The sequence below is a fragment of the Micromonospora sp. NPDC051300 genome (genome assembly GCF_044455315.1).
Classification (GTDB): Bacteria; Actinomycetota; Actinomycetes; order Mycobacteriales; family Micromonosporaceae; genus Micromonospora; species Micromonospora robiginosa.
On the sequence record NZ_JBITEP010000001.1, the window covers coordinates 381,420 to 396,660 of the forward strand.

Here is a 15,241-nt window from a genome sequence, read left to right on the forward strand (position 1 = left end):
AACAAACCCCTCGCACGTTGTCGTCACCGCGTCGGGTGCCCGGCGCTCCCTGTCTGGAGGACCACCCCATGGGCCGTTATCTCTTGAGACGGCTGCTGCAACTCGTGCCGGTGTTCATCGGCACGACGTTCCTGATCTACTGGCTCGTCTGGTCGGTGCCCGGTGACCCCTTCGCCGGCAAGTGCGGCGACCGTGGCTGCCCGCCGAACTACCGGGCCATGATGACCGAGAAGTACCATCTCGACGACTCGATCTGGGTGCAGTACGCCAGCTACATGAAGAACCTTTTCCAGGGTGACTTCGGTATCACGTTCGGCGGTCGCGAGATCAGCGACATCATCGCCACGTCGTACCCGAACACCCTGAAGCTGGCGGTGGTCGCCCTCGCCATCGAGGCCGTGATCGGTCTCGGCGCGGGCATCCTGACCGGTCTTCGGCGCAACGGCTTCCTGGACAACCTGGTCCTGGTCTCCACCCTCTTCCTGATCGCCCTGCCGGTCTTCGTCATCGGCTTCGTGCTCCAGTGGGTGCTGGGCGTGAAGTGGGGCATCGTCAACCCGACCGTCTCCAACGAGATGCGGTTCAGCGAGCTGATCGTGCCCGGCTTCGTGCTCGGCAGCGCCTCGATGGCCTACATCGCCCGGGTGGCACGGACGAGCATCGCCGAGAACCGGCGGGCCGACTACGTGCGTACCGCGATCGCCAAGGGCCTCCCGATGCGCCGGGTGGTCGGCGTGCACCTGCTGCGCAACTCGCTCATCCCGGTGGTCACGCTGCTCGGCACCGACCTGGGCGCCCTGATGGGCGGCGCGATCGTCACCGAGGGCATCTTCGGCATCAACGGCATCGGCCGGCAGGTGCTCCGCTCGATCGTCACCAAGGAGAGCGCTACCGTTGTCGGCATCGTGGTGGTGCTGGTGGTCGTCTACCTCGTGATGAACCTGCTGGTGGACCTGCTCTACGCCGCCCTCGACCCGAGGATCCGCTATGAGTGACCGGCGCAGCGAACGAATCGTCCCAGCAGTCTGCGCGGGCAACCACGCCCGCGCCGAGCGCAGCGAGGTGCGGGCATGAGTGACCCGAGTACCGCGTCGATCGTGTCGACGCCGCCCGCGACCATGCCCACCGAGGCCGGGTCCGGCGCGCCCACCAACGCCGGCCTGCCGGAGAGCGCCAAGCAGCAGAAGCCCCGCGGCCTGCTCGGCGACGCCTGGATCGACCTGCGGCGCAAGCCGCTGTTCTGGATCTCGGCGGCGTTCATCGTGCTCTTCCTGGTGATGGCCGCGTTCCCGTCGCTGTTCACCTCCGGCGACGCGGTCAACGGCGCGCTGGAGCGCAGCCGGGTCGAACCGTCCTCGTCGGCCTGGTTCGGCTACGACGTGCAGGGCCGCGACGTCTACTCGCGGGTCATCTACGGCGCCCGCGCGTCGATCGTGGTGGCCGTGGTCTCCACGATCCTCACGCTGCTGTTCGGTGGCGCGATGGGCATCATCGCCGGCTACCGCGGCGGCTGGGTCGACGCGGTGCTCTCCCGCGTCGCGGACATCTTCTTCGGCCTGCCGTTCGTGCTCGGCTCGATCGTCATCCTGACCACGTTCAACGGCTCCGGCACCGACAACGGCGAGTGGACGATCATGGGGCTGGTCATCCTGTCCCTGAGCGTGCTGAGCTGGCCGGTCGTGATGCGGCTGATGCGCTCCTCGGTGCTCGCCACCAAGGAGGCCGACTACATCGTCGCGGCCCGCGCCCTGGGCGCCGGCACCGGCCGGATCATCCTGAAGCACCTGCTGCCGAACTGCCTGGCGCCGCTGCTGGTCTACGGCACGATCATGGTCGGCTCGTTCATCGGGGCCGAGGCCACCCTGTCGTTCCTGGGCATCGGCCTGAAGAGCCCGGTGGTCTCCTGGGGCATCATGATCAGCGAAGCCCAGAACTACATCCGGGTCTCGCCGTTCCTGCTGTTCTTCCCCTCCGCGTTCCTCGTCACCGCCGTGCTGAGCTTCGTCATGCTCGGCGAGGCGGTCCGCGAGGCCCTCGACCCGAAGCTCCGATAGGGGAACTGAGTTGTCCGACATTCTCGTGTCCGAGCAGTCCGCGGCGGGCGCCGACGGATCCGGCCGCCCCTCGGGTCGCCTGCTCGAGGTCGACGACCTGCGGGTGGAGTTCCGCACCCGGGACGGCGTCGCCAAGGTCATCAACGGTGTGACGTACCACGTCGACGCGGGGGAGACCCTCGCCGTGCTCGGCGAGTCCGGCTCCGGCAAGAGCGTCACCGCGCAGACCGTCATGGGCATCCTGGACACCCCGCCCGGGTTCGTCACCGGCGGCCAGGTGCGCTTCCACGGCAAGGACATGCTCAAGATGTCCGCCGAGCAGCGGCGACGGATCCGTGGCGAGGGCATCGCCATGATCTTCCAGGACTCGCTCTCGGCCCTCAACCCGGTTTTCACCGTCGGCTTCCAGATCGCCGAGCAGTTCCGCATCCGGCGCGGCCTCAGCCGCTCGGACGCCAAGAAGCGCGCGATCGAGATGCTCGACCAGGTGAAGATCCCCAACGCCAAGGGTCGGTTCAGCAACTACCCGCACCAGTTCTCCGGCGGTATGCGGCAGCGCGCGATGATCGCCATGTCGCTGGCGCTGGACCCCGAGGTGCTGATCGCCGACGAGCCGACCACCGCGCTGGACGTGACCGTGCAGGCCCAGATCATGGACCTGCTCGGCGAACTCCAGCGGGAGCGGCAGATGGGGATGATCCTGATCACCCACGACCTCGGCGTGGTCGCCGACGTCGCGGACCGGATCGCGGTCATGTACGCTGGCCGGATCGTCGAGCACGCCGACGTCTACGAGCTGTACGCCAAGCCGGCGCACCCGTACACGCTCGGCCTGCTCAACTCGATCCCGCGGATGGACGAGAAGGGGCAGGAGCTCCGGACCATCAAGGGCCTGCCGCCGAACCTGATGAACATCCCGCCGGGCTGCGCCTTCAACCCGCGCTGCCCGATGGCGCAGCCGGTGTGCCGGGAGAAGGTCCCGCCGCTGCTGCAGCTGGGCAACGGCCGGGCCAGCGCCTGCCACTTCGCCGAGGAGCTCGTGAACCGTGACTGAGAACATCATCGAGGTTCGTGACCTGGTCAAGCACTACCCGGTGACCCAGGGCATCGTGTTCAAGAAGACCATCGGCCAGGTCAAGGCGGTCGACGGCGTCTCCTTCGACCTCAAGGCCGGCGAGACGCTGGGCGTGGTCGGCGAGTCCGGCTGCGGCAAGTCGACGCTCGCCCGGGTGCTGATGAACCTGGAGAAGCCGACCGCGGGTCAGGTGCTCTACAAGGGCCAGGACATCTCCAAGCTCTCCGGTGGCGCGCTGCGGCGGCTGCGCCGGCAGATCCAGCTGGTGATGCAGGACCCGTACACCTCGCTCAACCCGCGGATGACCGTCGGTGACCTGATCGGCGAGCCGTTCGAGATCCACCCCGAGGTGGCGCCGCGCGGCAGCCGGCGGGGCAAGGTCAAGGAACTGCTCGATCTGGTCGGCCTCAACCCGGAGCACATCAACCGGTACCCGCACCAGTTCTCCGGCGGCCAGCGGCAGCGCATCGGCATCGCCCGGGCGCTGGCCCTGCGGCCCGAGGTGATCGTCTGCGACGAGCCGGTGTCGGCCCTGGACGTGTCCATCCAGGGCCAGGTGATGAACCTGCTGGAGAAGCTCCAGGCCGAGTTCGGCCTGTCGTACGTCTTCATCGCCCACGACCTGTCGGTCGTGCGCCACCTGTCCGACCGGGTCGCCGTGATGTACCTGGGCAAGATGGTGGAGATCGGCACCGAGGACGAGATCTACGAGCGGCCGACCCACCCGTACACCCAGGCGCTGCTGTCGGCGGTGCCGGTGCCGGACCCGACCGTGCGGGACAGCAAGGCGATCATCCGGCTCCAGGGTGACGTCCCCTCGCCGATCAGCCCGCCCTCGGGTTGCCGGTTCCGCACCCGGTGCTGGAAGGCGCAGGACGTCTGCGCCCAGGAGGTCCCGCTGCTGGAGATCCGGCCGGGCTCGGACCACCCGAGCGCCTGCCACTTCGCCGAGAAGCGGGAGATCGTCGTCACCCACGAGGTGGCCTGATCCAGCTCGGACCGCCTGCCGGTGTCACCTCGACGCCGGCAGGCGGTTCGTCGTTTCCGGCGCCGCGCCGGTCCGGTCACAGCGGGCCGCGGCCGGCGCGCAGCAGCAGCAGCGCGAGCTGGGTGCCGTCGGCGCCCAGCTCGGCCCGGAACCGCTCCAGGATCTCCCGCTCCCGGGAGAGCACCAGCCGGGTCCCGCCGGAGGCCATCCGCGTCGCGCCGACCTCCTGGGAGAGCGCGGCCCGTTCCTGCCAGAGCGTGACGAGCGTGCGGTCGATCTCGTCGATGCGTCGCCGGATCTCGCCGATCCGCTCGGCCGCCGCCGAGTCGTCGGTGCCGGTCCGCGACGCCGCGGCGCCGGTCGGGTCGCTGCCGGTCGGCCGGTCGTGCCGCGCCAGGCTGCCGCTGGACTCCACCACGTCAGTCATCATCGTCGTCCCTCTCAGGGCTCGGGCCCGGTACCCGGATCCCGGGACGGAAAAGCCCCGGGCTCTGGGAGCCCGGGGCTTTTTCGTAGGTCTGACGATCAGGCGCGACCCACGGCTGCCGGACTCCCGGAGCCGTAGTAAAAGGAGCGCTGATCGAACACGCCGTCGAGTATGCCGACCGCCGGGGCGGGCGCGCAAGGAAACCGGCCAACAGGTGAGACGCGACGCCGTACGCGGACCGGCGGCGCGGGCGGGGAAGTGTCCGGGCGGCGGCATAGACTCGGACTGCGATGCATCCTCTCTTCGACATTCCCGCGTCCCCGCCCGCGCCGGAGTCCCGGCCGACCCCGCCGCGCCGTTCCGGGGGCGCGCGGTCGGATCCGCAGGCCCTCCTCGACGGCCTGAACGGCCCCCAGCGGGACGCGGTGACCCACGCCGGCTCGCCGCTGCTGATCGTGGCCGGCGCCGGCTCGGGCAAGACCCGGGTGCTGACCAACCGGATCGCCTACCTGCTCGGCGCCCGCGACGTGCACCCGGGCGAGATCATCGCGATCACCTTCACCAACAAGGCCGCCGGCGAGATGAAGGAACGGGTGGCCGCGCTGGTCGGCCCGCGTGCCCGGATGATGTGGGTGTCGACGTTCCACTCGGCCTGCGTCCGCATCCTGCGCGCCGAGCACGAGCACGCCGGCCTCAAGTCGACCTTCTCGATCTACGACGCCGACGACTCCCGGCGGCTGATGCAGCTCGTCGCCCGCGAGCTGGACCTGGACCCGAAGCGCTACCCGGCCCGGGGGCTCGCCGCCCAGGTCTCCAACCTGAAGAACGAGCTGGTCGACCCGGAGGAGTTCGCCGGCCGGGCCAAGGGGCCCAACGAGCGGGCGCTGGCCGAGGCGTACGCGCTCTACCAGCGACGGCTGCGCGAGGCGCACGCGCTGGACTTCGACGACCTGATCATGACCACGGTGCACCTGCTCCAGTCGCATCCGCACGTGGCGGAGAGCTACCGGCGCCGGTTCCGGCACGTGCTGGTGGACGAATACCAGGACACCAACCACGCCCAGTACGTGCTGATCAAGGAGCTGGTCTCCGGCACCGAGGGGATCCCGCCGGCCGAACTGTGCGTGGTGGGTGACGCCGACCAGTCCATCTACGCCTTCCGCGGCGCGACCATCCGCAACATCCTGGAGTTCGAGCGGGACTTCACCGACGCCCGCACCATCCTGCTGGAGCAGAACTACCGCTCCACCCAGACCATCCTCAACGCGGCCAACGCGGTCATCGACCGGAACACGTCGCGCAAGCCCAAGCGGCTGTGGAGCGACGCCGGCGCCGGTGAGCAGATCGTCGGCTACGTGGCCGACACCGAGCACGCCGAGGCGGACTGGGTGGCCCGGGAGATCGACCGGCTGGTCGACGCCGGCGAGACCCGTCCGGGCGACGTGGCCGTCTTCTACCGCACGAACGCCATGTCCCGGGTGTTCGAGGAGGTGTTCATCCGGGTCGGCCTGCCCTACAAGGTGGTCGGCGGGGTGCGCTTCTACGAGCGCAAGGAGGTCCGCGACGCGCTGGCCTACCTGCGTGCCGTGGTGAACGACGACGACACGGTCAGCCTGCGCCGGGTCCTCAACACCCCGCGCCGGGGCATCGGCGAGCGGGCCGAGGCGTGCGTCGAGGCGCTGTCCGCGCGCGACCGCGTCTCCTTCGGCGCCGCGCTGCGCCGGGCCCGGGAGGCGCCGGGCATCTCCACCCGGGCGGCCAACGGCATCGCCGAGTTCGTCGCGCTGCTCGACTCGGCGCGCGAGCTGGCCGCCACCGGCACCCCGGAGGAGGTGCTGGAGGCGGTGCTGACCCGCTCGGGCTACCTGGCCGAGCTGGAGGAGAGCCTCGACCCGCAGGACGCCGGCCGGGTGGACAACCTCCAGGAACTGGTGAGCGTCGCCCGGGAATACACCGAGCGGATCGAGGCGCTGGGCGCCGACGACGAGCGGGCCACCCTGGCCGGGTTCCTGGAGCAGGTGGCGCTGGTCGCCGACGCCGACCAGATCCCCCGTGACGACCCGGACCACCAGGGCGTGGTCACCCTGATGACGCTGCACACCGCCAAGGGGCTGGAGTTCCCGGTGGTCTTCCTGAGCGGCCTGGAGGACGGCGTCTTCCCGCACCTGCGGTCGCTCGGCGACACCCGCGAGCTGGAGGAGGAGCGCCGCCTGGCCTACGTGGGCATCACCCGCGCCCGGCAGCGGCTCTACCTGTCCCGGGCGGTCACCCGGTCGGCGTGGGGCGCCCCGGCCTACAACCCGCCGTCACGGTTCCTGGAGGAGTTGCCGCCGGACCTGCTGCGGTGGGAGCGCACCGAGGGGTCGTACACCTCGTGGGGTGGCGGCGGGGGCGGCGTCGGCGGCCGGGCGGACCGGATGTCGGGCGGCTTCACCGGCGGCACGCCGAAGGCGACCCAGCTCGCCAAGCGGCTTGGGGTGGACGCCAGCCGGTTGGCCACCGCGAGCGAGCTGAAGCAGGCGCCCAAGGTCTCGGCCGGCGACCGGGTCAACCACCAGCGCTACGGCCTGGGCCGGGTGCTGGCGGTGGAGGGCGCCGGGCCGGGCGCCCGCGCCCAGATCGACTTCGGGGACCAGACCATGTGGCTGGTGCTGCGGCACGCCCCGATCGACAAGCTCTGACCGACGAGCGGGGCCCGGTCCGGCAGCGCGCCGGGCCGGGCCCCTCCTCGTGCCGTGGCCGTCAGCAGGCCACGTCGATGCCCCGGGCGCGCAGGAACGGCGCCGGGTCGATCTGGTTCCACATCGCGCCCTTGTGCACCTCGAAGTGCAGGTGCGGTCCGGTGGCGTCGCCGGTGGCGCCCTCGTAGCCGATGACCTGGCCGGCCTTCACCCGGTCGCCGACGTCGACGAGGAGCCGGCTCTGGTGGGCGTAGTGGGTCAGGTAGCCGTTGTGGTGGTCGACGAAGACGGAGTTGCCGTAGCCGTCGCCCACGTCACCGGCCTTGACCACGGTGCCGGCCGCGGCGGCCCGGATCGGGGTGCCGGCGGGCATGGCGAAGTCGATGCCGGCGTGCAGGGTGCCCCACCGCTGCCCGTAGCAGGAGGTGATGTCGGCGCCCTTCATCGGGATGACCCAGCTCGGCTTCGGCGCGGCCTGCTTCTTCGTCGGCTTCGGCTTCGCCGTCTTCCGGGGCTTGGGGCTGGTAGCGCCGGGGCTCGGCGTCGGGCTGGCCGGGGTGGCGGACGGGGTGACCGGGCTGACCGACTCACGGGCCGACCGGTCGGCGCGGGCGGCGGCGTCGGCGCGCGCCCGCGCGTCGAAGTCCACCGCGGCCGGGGTGGGGGCCGGGTCGTCGCCGGTGGCGACCACGACGCCGCCGAGGCCGAGGCCGAGCAGGGCGACCGCGCCGGTCACCAGGTACGCGGTACGCCGGCGGCCGGTGCGGCGGTGCCGGGCGGGGGCGTGGTCCGGGGTGTTGCCGTTCGGGACGGGGCTGCTGTGCTGCACGAGATCCTTCACCGGTCGAGGGGCACGCGGGATCTGGAAATACTGGTGTCGGTCCCGGCCTCGGCGGGTGGCGGGTTCGCGGCCCGGGCGTGGGCCGCGCTGGCGACTGTCCGGCTACGCGTCGGGTGGGCGGTTCCCGACAAGAGTCGATCACGAGGTGATGTGTGGGCGCTCACATCCGTCGGTGTGACGCGCCAGACTTGCCCGGACGCGAAACCGCCCGGATCGCATGATCCGGGCGGTCATCGGGCGGTGCGCAGCGTCAGGAGGCGGCTACGTCGCTGTAAAGTGCCTCGGTTTCGAGCTTGATGTCCACTCCGCGGTCCTGGAGCCACGGCACCGGGTCCAGCGGCTGGCCGTTGACATGCACCTCGAGGTGCAGGTGGGAGCCGTAGGAGTGGCCGGTGTTGCCGACCAGGCCGAGCTGGTCGCCGGCCTTCACCTCCTGGCCCTCCTTGACCGTCACCGCCGAGGAGTGGCCGTAGATGGCCTCGCTGCCGTCGGCGTGCTTGACGACCACCGCGTAGCCGTAGCCGCCGAACCAGCCGGCCTTGGTGACCGTGCCGGAGTGGATGGCCTGGTAGGGCGTGCCCTCCGGGGCGACCAGGTCGACGCCGGTGTGCAGCTTGCCGAAGCGCACGCCGTAGGGCGACTTGAAGTCGTAGCCGTGCAGGGGGAGGAGCCAGGGGTCCTGCTGGGTGGCGGCGGTCTCGTCGCCCGACCGCTCGTCACGGGTGGCGCGGTCGCCGGTGCTCGCCCGGTCGGCGGCGTCCTGGCTGGCGACCGAGGCCTGCCGGAGCTCGTCGAGGACCGAGGGGCTGACGCTCTTGGCGTCGGGGAGGGCGTTCGCGCCGAGGGCGACGATGCCGGCGCCGACGAAGGCGGTGGTGACGACCGCCGCGTAGCGGCTCCGCGGGGGGGTGGGTACGCGGCGACGGCCGCGATATCTATCGGGCTCAGACGACAGGCGCTGGCGCACGCACACCCTCCGTTGTCGGGGATCCGATGCGACCTCGGACCGTTCGGTGAAGCTCGGTCGAACCTCCGGTGTCGCGTCGTCACCCGTCCGTGGACTCGATGACAACCGTGGACACGTTAGCCAACCGCCACTCCTGTCACAAGCCGAAGCGCCGAACCGGCGATTCTTTATGTCCGTTTCCGTCCGAGCTTGTCATAGGTCGTGCCCCCGGACGGATGGCCCGTCGACCGTCCATTCGTCGCGGACGGTGACCATTCGGCGGAGGTTTCCGGCTTCCGGCGCGCGCGATCGGGCGGTAGGGGCCGGGCCGGCTTCCGGCCCACCGTCCGCCCGGGTTACCGTTCGTTCAGGTCAGGAGTGCCGGTGCCGGTGAAAGGTGTACGCGAATGAGCTCTCGTATCCGGGTCGTCGTCGCGAAGCCCGGCCTGGACGGCCACGACCGGGGCGCGAAGGTCGTCGCCCGTGCCCTGCGCGACGCGGGCATGGAGGTCATCTACACCGGCCTGCACCAGACCCCGGAGCAGATCGTCGAGACGGCGATCCAGGAGGACGCGGACGCGGTCGGCCTCTCGGTGCTCTCCGGCGCGCACATGACCCTGTTCAAGCGGGTCCTCGAACTGCTCACCGAGCGCGAGGCGACCGACATCGTGGTCTTCGGCGGCGGCATCATCCCCGAGGGCGACATCCCGGAGCTGCAGCGGCTCGGCGTCGCGAAGATCTTCACCCCGGGCGCCACCACCGGCTCGATCGTCGACTGGGTCCGGGAGAACGTGGCGCAGCCGGTCGGCTGAGCGCCGCCGGAGGCCGATCGCGGGCAGGGGGAGGGGCCGGACGCACCCCTCACACGCCCGGCCCCTCTATGCACGATGCCCCGCCGCCACCCCTCGACCGACAGGGCATCGGCCGCTCCCGTCATCGCGCTTGACCAGCGCTCCGACATCAGACTCAACGACGCCCCCGACGGGGGGTTACGCCCCGGTCCGGAGATCCCCCGGACGGCTGACGCGCGACCCCGGCCCGGACGTGCCGGCACGCGCGGTTCCGTCGACGGCTGTGCATTACCGCACACCACGCACCCGCTCGGTTGCCGCCGGTTCCCATCTCGTTAGGCTGCGGCAAATGGCCTGTCTGTTCTGAAGACAGGCGTCAAACTGATTTTTCCAACGCTGGTGGCGGCGCGACGGCGCGCCGCGGAGACGGGACGGGACGCGCAATCGTGGACCTGTACGAGTACCAGGGGCGGGACCTGTTCGAGCGGCACGGCTTGCCCGTGCTCGCCGGCGGCGTCGCCACTACCCCGGAGGAGGCCCGCGCGATCGCCGAACGCCTCGGCGGCCGGGTGGTCGTCAAGGCGCAGGTGAAGGTCGGTGGCCGCGGCAAGGCCGGCGGCGTGAAGCTGGCCGAGGGCGCGGAGGAGACGGTGGCCCGCGCCACCGACATCCTCGGCATGGACATCAAGGGTCACACCGTCCACAAGGTCATGATCACGGTGACCGCGGACGTGGCCGAGGAGTACTACTTCTCGTACCTGCTCGACCGGGCGAACCGCACCTTCCTCTGCATCGCCAGCGTCGCCGGCGGCATGGACATCGAGGCGGTCGCCGCCGAGACCCCGGAGAAGGTCGTCAAGGCCCCGATCGACGCCAACACCGGCGTGGACGAGGCCAAGGCGCGCGAGATCGTCGACGCGGCCGGCTTCCCGGCCGAGGTCGCCGACCAGATCGTCGAGGTCGCGGTCGGGCTGTGGCAGGCGTTCGTCGCCGAGGACGCCACCCTGGTCGAGGTGAACCCGCTGGCCACCACCAAGGACGGCAAGCTGCTGCTCCTGGACGCCAAGATCACCCTGGACGAGAACGCCGCGTTCCGGCACCCGGACCACGAGGCCCTGGTCGACCAGGCGTCGGTGGACCCGCTGGAGCAGGCCGCCAAGGAGAAGGACCTCAACTACGTCAAGCTCGACGGCGAGGTCGGCATCATCGGCAACGGCGCCGGCCTGGTCATGTCCACGCTCGACGTGGTCGCGTACGCGGGCGAGCGGCACGGCGGCGTCAAGCCGGCCAACTTCCTCGACATCGGCGGCGGCGCGAGCGCCGAGGTGATGGCGAACGGCCTGGAGATCGTCCTCTCCGACCCGTCGGTGAAGAGCGTCTTCGTCAACGTCTTCGGCGGCATCACCGCCTGCGACGCGGTCGCCAACGGCATCGTGCAGGCGCTGGCGCTGCTGGAGCAGCGCGGCGAGAAGGCCACCAAGCCGCTCGTGGTCCGCCTCGACGGCAACAACGCCGAGGCCGGTCGGGCCATCCTCGACGGCGCGGCCAACCCGCTCATCCAGCGGGTCGACACCATGGACGGCGCGGCCGAGCGGGCCGCCGAGCTGGCAGCTGCGGGGGTCTGACAATGGCTATCTGGCTGACCAAGGACTCCAAGGTCATCGTGCAGGGCATGACCGGTTCCGAGGGTTCCAAGCACACCCGGCGGATGCTCGCCGCCGGCACCACGGTCGTCGGCGGCGTGAACCCGCGCAAGGCCGGCACCACAGTCGACTTCGACGGCACCGAGCTGCCCGTCTTCGCCTCCGTCGCGGACGCGATGAAGGAGACCGGGGCGGACGTCACGGTCATCTTCGTGCCGCCGCAGTTCACCAAGGCCGCGGTGGTCGAGGCGATCGACGCCGGCATCGACCTGGCCGTGGTGATCACCGAGGGCGTGCCGGTGCACGACACCGCCGCGTTCTGGGCGTACAACGTGTCCAAGGGCGAGCGGACCCGGATCATCGGCCCCAACTGCCCGGGCATCGCCTCGCCGGGCGCGTCGAACGCCGGCATCATCCCGGCCGACATCACCGGCGCCGGCCGGATCGGCCTGGTCAGCAAGAGCGGCACGCTGACCTACCAGATGATGTACGAGCTGCGCGACATCGGCTTCTCCACCTGCGTCGGCATCGGCGGCGACCCGATCATCGGGACCACCCACATCGACGCGCTCGCCGCGTTCGAGGCGGACCCGGAGACCGAGGCCATCGTGATGATCGGTGAGATCGGCGGCGACGCCGAGGAGCGTGCGGCCGAGTTCATCAAGGCCAACGTCACCAAGCCGGTCGTCGGCTACATCGCCGGCTTCACCGCCCCGCCCGGCAAGACCATGGGGCACGCCGGCGCGATCATCTCCGGTTCGGCGGGCACCGCCGACGCCAAGAAGGCGGCGCTGGAGGCGGTCGGCGTCAAGGTCGGCAAGACCCCGACCGAGACCGCCGAGCTGATGCGGGAGATCATGTCCGGTCGCTGAGCGGCCGCGTGACGTGCCGAGGGGGTCGACCGGTTCTCCGGTCGGCCCCCTCGTCGCTCAGCGGTACCAGTACGGGTAGTAGTAGCTGCCGCGCGCCCGCACGACGGCGCTGGCGATGATGTTGATCACGCCGAACGCGATGGCCAGCCAGCCGAGCAGCTGGGACTTGCCGTTGCGCCGCGCGTCCCGGATCGACAACCAGCCGAAGACGATGCCCAGGATGCCGCAGCAGAACAGGCCGAACACGATGCCGAGGACGCCCCAGAGCGTGGTCCGGTCCCGGCCGGCGGCCGGTGGCGGCGGGGGCGGCGGGTACGGAGCGTTCACGGCTTCCTCCGAGCGGTCGGTGCCGCGACAGGAAAGGTCGCGCCTCAAGCCGAGGCTAGACCGGATCACCGGCGCCGATCCTCGGGTTCGGCGAACTCGCCACCGCCGCGGCCCGGTATCGGACTGCCGTCCTCAGCGCGGCGTGCCAGAGTAGACGGCGATGCCACGTGTCACCCCTGACCAGCCCCGCCGCGCGGCCGCCGGCCCGACCGCCGGCGCCCGGCCGCGCGGCCGTGCCCGCCCCGCCGCGCGGGTGCCCACGCCCCGGGCCGGCGAGCCGTCCCGCAACCGGGCCCCGCTTCCCGTCGCCGCCGGGGTGGCCGCGCTCTGGGCCGCGGTGACCTCCTGGCTGCCGGTCACCGTGGTGCTCGGCCTCGCCCAGCTCAGCGAGGACGCCGGCTCGCTCGCCGGCGCGTTGCGCGCGGGGCTCGCCGGCTGGCTGCTCGGGCACGGGGTGCCGTTACAGACCGCCGCCGGGCCGCTCGGCCTAGCCCCGCTCGCCCTGAGCGCGCTCGTCGTCTGGCGGCTCACCCGCGCCGGGGTGCACGTCAGCCGCGCCGTGGGCGCCCGCGGCGCCGGCTCGCCCCGCCAGGCGCTCACCGTCGCGGTCGCGGTCGGCATCGCGTACGCGCTGCTCGGCGCGCTCGCCGCGCTGGCCGTCAGCGTCGGCGGCCTGCGGGTCTCCCCGGTCACCGCCGCGCTCACGTTCGCCGCGTTCGGCGCCCCGGCCGCCCTGGTCGGCGCGCTGCGCACCACAGGGGTCTGGGCGATGCTGGCGAGGCGCTGCCCCGCGCCCGTGCGCGACGGGCTGCGTGCCGGGCTGGTCGCCGCGCTGCTGCTGTTCGGGGCGAGCGCCGGTGCGGCCGGGCTGTCGGTGGCGACCGGCGGCGGGGACGCGGCCGACATGATCGGGGCGTACCGGACCGGGGTGGCCGGGCAGGCGGGGATCACGCTGGTCAGCCTCGCCTACGCGCCGAACGCGACCGCCTGGTCCGCCAGTTACCTGCTCGGTCCCGGGTTCGCCGTCGGCACCGACACCGCGGTTCGCACCAGCGAGGTGTCGGTCGGCGCGCTGCCGGCCGTACCCCTGCTGGCCGGCCTGCCGCGCGGCCCGGTGGACGGGCTCGGTGCCGGGCTGCTCGCGGTGCCGGTGCTTGTCGCGATGGCGGCCGGCTGGCTGCTCGCCCGCCGGTTGCTGCGCGCCGCGGCCGAGGAACGCGTCGAGGTCGGCTGGCGGGCGCTCCTGGTCCCGGCCGTCCTCGCCGGGCCGGTCGCCGGCGCGTTGCTGGGGCTGGTCGCGGCGGCCTCCGGCGGCCCGCTCGGCGGTGGCCGGCTGGCCGAGGTCGGTCCGTCGCCCTGGCCGGTGTTCGGCGTGGCCACGCTCGTGGTCGGGGTCGGCGCGATGCTCGGCGCCGCCGCCACCCGCACCCTGACCAGGCCGGCCGCGCCGGGCCGCCCGTCCGCCCCGCCGCGCGTCACCCCGGGCCGCCCGTCCACTCCGCCGCGTGTCACCCCGCCCCGCGCCGACCCTGCTCCGCGCTGACGCGGCCCGGGGCTGACCTCGTTCGGCGCTTCCGCCGTGGCCGTGGGCGACAGCACGCCGGAGACGCGCGAGGGGCGTCCGGCGAATCGCCGGACGCCCCTCGTGGGCACCGCTCAGGAACCGAAGTTGCCCATGTTGATCGCGGCGCCGGCGATGGCGCTGATGATGCCGACGACCACGCCGACCCCACCGCAGATCAGGGCGGCCTTGGCCTGGCCGCCGTTGCTGGCCTCGCCGGCCTGGACCTTCTTCTGGCCGAGGACGCCGAGCACCACGCCGGCGATGCCGGCCGGGACGCCCAGCAGCGGGCAGCACAGGCCGAGCACGATCGACGCGATGCCGACGATCATGCCGATCAGGCCCATGGTGTTGTTCTGGCCCTGACCCGCGGCCGGGCCGGTCGGGTATCCGGCGGCCGGGTACTGCGGCGCGGCACCGTAGGGCTGCTGCTGCGCGTACGGGTCCTGGCCGTAGGGCTGGCCGGAGGTGGGCTGGCCGTAGGGCTGGCCGGAGGTCGGCTGCTGCCCGTACTGCGGCTGCTGCCCGTATTCCGGCTGCTGGCCGTACTGCGGGGCCTGCGGCGGCTGGCCGTACGGGTCGTGCGGCTGGGCGGTCGGGTCCTGGTTCGGCTGCTGGCCGTACGGGTCCTGTCCGGGGTAACCGGGCTGCATGTCAGGGAACTCCTCAGATTGGGTCGGCTGTCGGTCAGTTCGTGCCGGTGCTGCCGCCGACGAGACTCGCCAGGCCACCGAACAGGCAACACACCACAATGATGGCGATCCAGACCACGCCGACGATCAGGGCCCACTTGGACCACTTCTTGGACTCGGCGGCGGCGGCCTGGGCGCCGGCGTAGTCGCCCTGCTGGATCAGCGGGTTGACCTTGGAAGCGTTGATGATCGCCGGGATCGCGAGCGGCCAGAACAGGAAGATCGCGACGATCGACATCGTCATGTTGTTGTCGATCTGCTGCGGCGGCTGCTGGGGGTAACCGGGCTGCATGGGGGTGACTCCTCGGTCCGGCGGCACGGGCGACGTGCCGGGTTCTCTTCG

The 15,241-nt window shown here is 71.8% G+C and carries 15 protein-coding genes; 9 read left to right on the forward strand and 6 right to left on the reverse strand.

Annotation, left to right across the window (positions count from 1 at the left end; all coding sequences use genetic code 11):
• Positions 1 to 68: 68 nt before the first annotated feature.
• The 4 genes from ACIA5A_RS01915 (at position 69) to ACIA5A_RS01930 (ending at position 4,117) form a co-directional block, all read left to right on the forward strand.
• Complete coding sequence (locus ACIA5A_RS01915; RefSeq protein ID WP_181570247.1) at positions 69 to 995, forward strand: ABC transporter permease; 927 nt, start codon at positions 69 to 71, stop codon at positions 993 to 995.
• Positions 996 to 1,070: 75 nt separating this feature from the next.
• Entirely contained in the window at positions 1,071 to 2,054 is a 984-nt protein-coding gene (locus tag ACIA5A_RS01920; protein ID WP_396755421.1) for an ABC transporter permease, read from the forward strand.
• Between the two features lie 25 nt (positions 2,055 to 2,079).
• On the forward strand, positions 2,080 to 3,108 hold the full coding sequence (locus ACIA5A_RS01925) for an ABC transporter ATP-binding protein (protein ID WP_396755835.1): 1,029 nt from the start codon (positions 2,080 to 2,082) through the stop codon (positions 3,106 to 3,108).
• Entirely contained in the window at positions 3,101 to 4,117 is a 1,017-nt protein-coding gene (locus ACIA5A_RS01930) for an ABC transporter ATP-binding protein (protein WP_396755423.1), read from the forward strand. Before ACIA5A_RS01925 ends, ACIA5A_RS01930 begins: the two co-directional genes overlap by 8 nt.
• Positions 4,118 to 4,193: 76 nt before the next feature.
• Here the strand turns inward: ACIA5A_RS01930 and ACIA5A_RS01935 are convergent, their stop codons facing one another.
• Positions 4,194 to 4,547 (reverse strand): chorismate mutase, encoded by a 354-nt coding sequence (locus ACIA5A_RS01935; protein WP_181570244.1) that lies wholly within the window; start codon positions 4,545 to 4,547, stop codon positions 4,194 to 4,196.
• Positions 4,548 to 4,834: 287 nt separating this feature from the next.
• Here ACIA5A_RS01935 and pcrA point away from each other — a divergent pair, with 287 nt between their 5' ends.
• The gene (pcrA, locus tag ACIA5A_RS01940; protein WP_396755425.1) at positions 4,835 to 7,225 is read left to right on the forward strand and encodes a DNA helicase PcrA; all 2,391 of its coding nucleotides are present in this window, start codon (positions 4,835 to 4,837) and stop codon (positions 7,223 to 7,225) included.
• A gap of 61 nt (positions 7,226 to 7,286) precedes the next feature.
• Here the strand turns inward: pcrA and ACIA5A_RS01945 are convergent, their stop codons facing one another.
• Together ACIA5A_RS01945 and ACIA5A_RS01950 are read right to left on the reverse strand one after the other, a co-directional pair.
• Positions 7,287 to 8,054, reverse strand: a complete 768-nt coding sequence (locus ACIA5A_RS01945) for a M23 family metallopeptidase (protein WP_396755427.1) — start codon at positions 8,052 to 8,054, stop codon at positions 7,287 to 7,289.
• A 262-nt stretch (positions 8,055 to 8,316) separates the two neighbouring features.
• Entirely contained in the window at positions 8,317 to 9,033 is a 717-nt protein-coding gene (locus ACIA5A_RS01950; RefSeq protein WP_396755429.1) for a M23 family metallopeptidase, read from the reverse strand.
• A 386-nt stretch (positions 9,034 to 9,419) separates the two neighbouring features.
• Between ACIA5A_RS01950 and ACIA5A_RS01955 the strand changes: the two genes are divergently transcribed.
• The 3 genes from ACIA5A_RS01955 to sucD all read left to right on the forward strand — a co-directional run bounded on the left by ACIA5A_RS01955 (position 9,420) and on the right by sucD (position 12,318).
• Positions 9,420 to 9,824 carry a cobalamin B12-binding domain-containing protein gene (locus ACIA5A_RS01955; RefSeq protein ID WP_181570240.1) on the forward strand — a complete coding sequence of 135 codons (405 nt, stop codon included), beginning with the start codon at positions 9,420 to 9,422 and terminating at the stop codon, positions 9,822 to 9,824.
• Between the two features lie 425 nt (positions 9,825 to 10,249).
• Positions 10,250 to 11,428 (forward strand): ADP-forming succinate--CoA ligase subunit beta, encoded by a 1,179-nt coding sequence (gene sucC, locus ACIA5A_RS01960; RefSeq protein WP_396755431.1) that lies wholly within the window; start codon positions 10,250 to 10,252, stop codon positions 11,426 to 11,428.
• 2 nt (positions 11,429 to 11,430) lie between these two features.
• A complete protein-coding gene (gene sucD / locus ACIA5A_RS01965; RefSeq protein WP_396755433.1) occupies positions 11,431 to 12,318 on the forward strand; it encodes a succinate--CoA ligase subunit alpha in 888 nt (295 codons plus the stop codon).
• Positions 12,319 to 12,375: 57 nt separating this feature from the next.
• Here the strand turns inward: sucD and ACIA5A_RS01970 are convergent, their stop codons facing one another.
• The gene (locus ACIA5A_RS01970; protein ID WP_396755435.1) at positions 12,376 to 12,645 is read right to left on the reverse strand and encodes a DUF4190 domain-containing protein; all 270 of its coding nucleotides are present in this window, start codon (positions 12,643 to 12,645) and stop codon (positions 12,376 to 12,378) included.
• A gap of 160 nt (positions 12,646 to 12,805) precedes the next feature.
• Between ACIA5A_RS01970 and ACIA5A_RS01975 the strand changes: the two genes are divergently transcribed.
• Positions 12,806 to 14,188 (forward strand): DUF6350 family protein, encoded by a 1,383-nt coding sequence (locus ACIA5A_RS01975; protein ID WP_396755437.1) that lies wholly within the window; start codon positions 12,806 to 12,808, stop codon positions 14,186 to 14,188.
• A 113-nt stretch (positions 14,189 to 14,301) separates the two neighbouring features.
• On the opposite strand, the gene ACIA5A_RS01980 is transcribed toward ACIA5A_RS01975, so the two are convergent.
• Both ACIA5A_RS01980 and ACIA5A_RS01985 read right to left on the reverse strand, forming a co-directional pair.
• Complete coding sequence (locus ACIA5A_RS01980; protein ID WP_396755439.1) at positions 14,302 to 14,859, reverse strand: DUF4190 domain-containing protein; 558 nt, start codon at positions 14,857 to 14,859, stop codon at positions 14,302 to 14,304.
• A gap of 34 nt (positions 14,860 to 14,893) precedes the next feature.
• The gene (locus ACIA5A_RS01985) at positions 14,894 to 15,190 is read right to left on the reverse strand and encodes a CD225/dispanin family protein (protein ID WP_396755441.1); all 297 of its coding nucleotides are present in this window, start codon (positions 15,188 to 15,190) and stop codon (positions 14,894 to 14,896) included.
• Positions 15,191 to 15,241 lie beyond the last annotated feature (51 nt).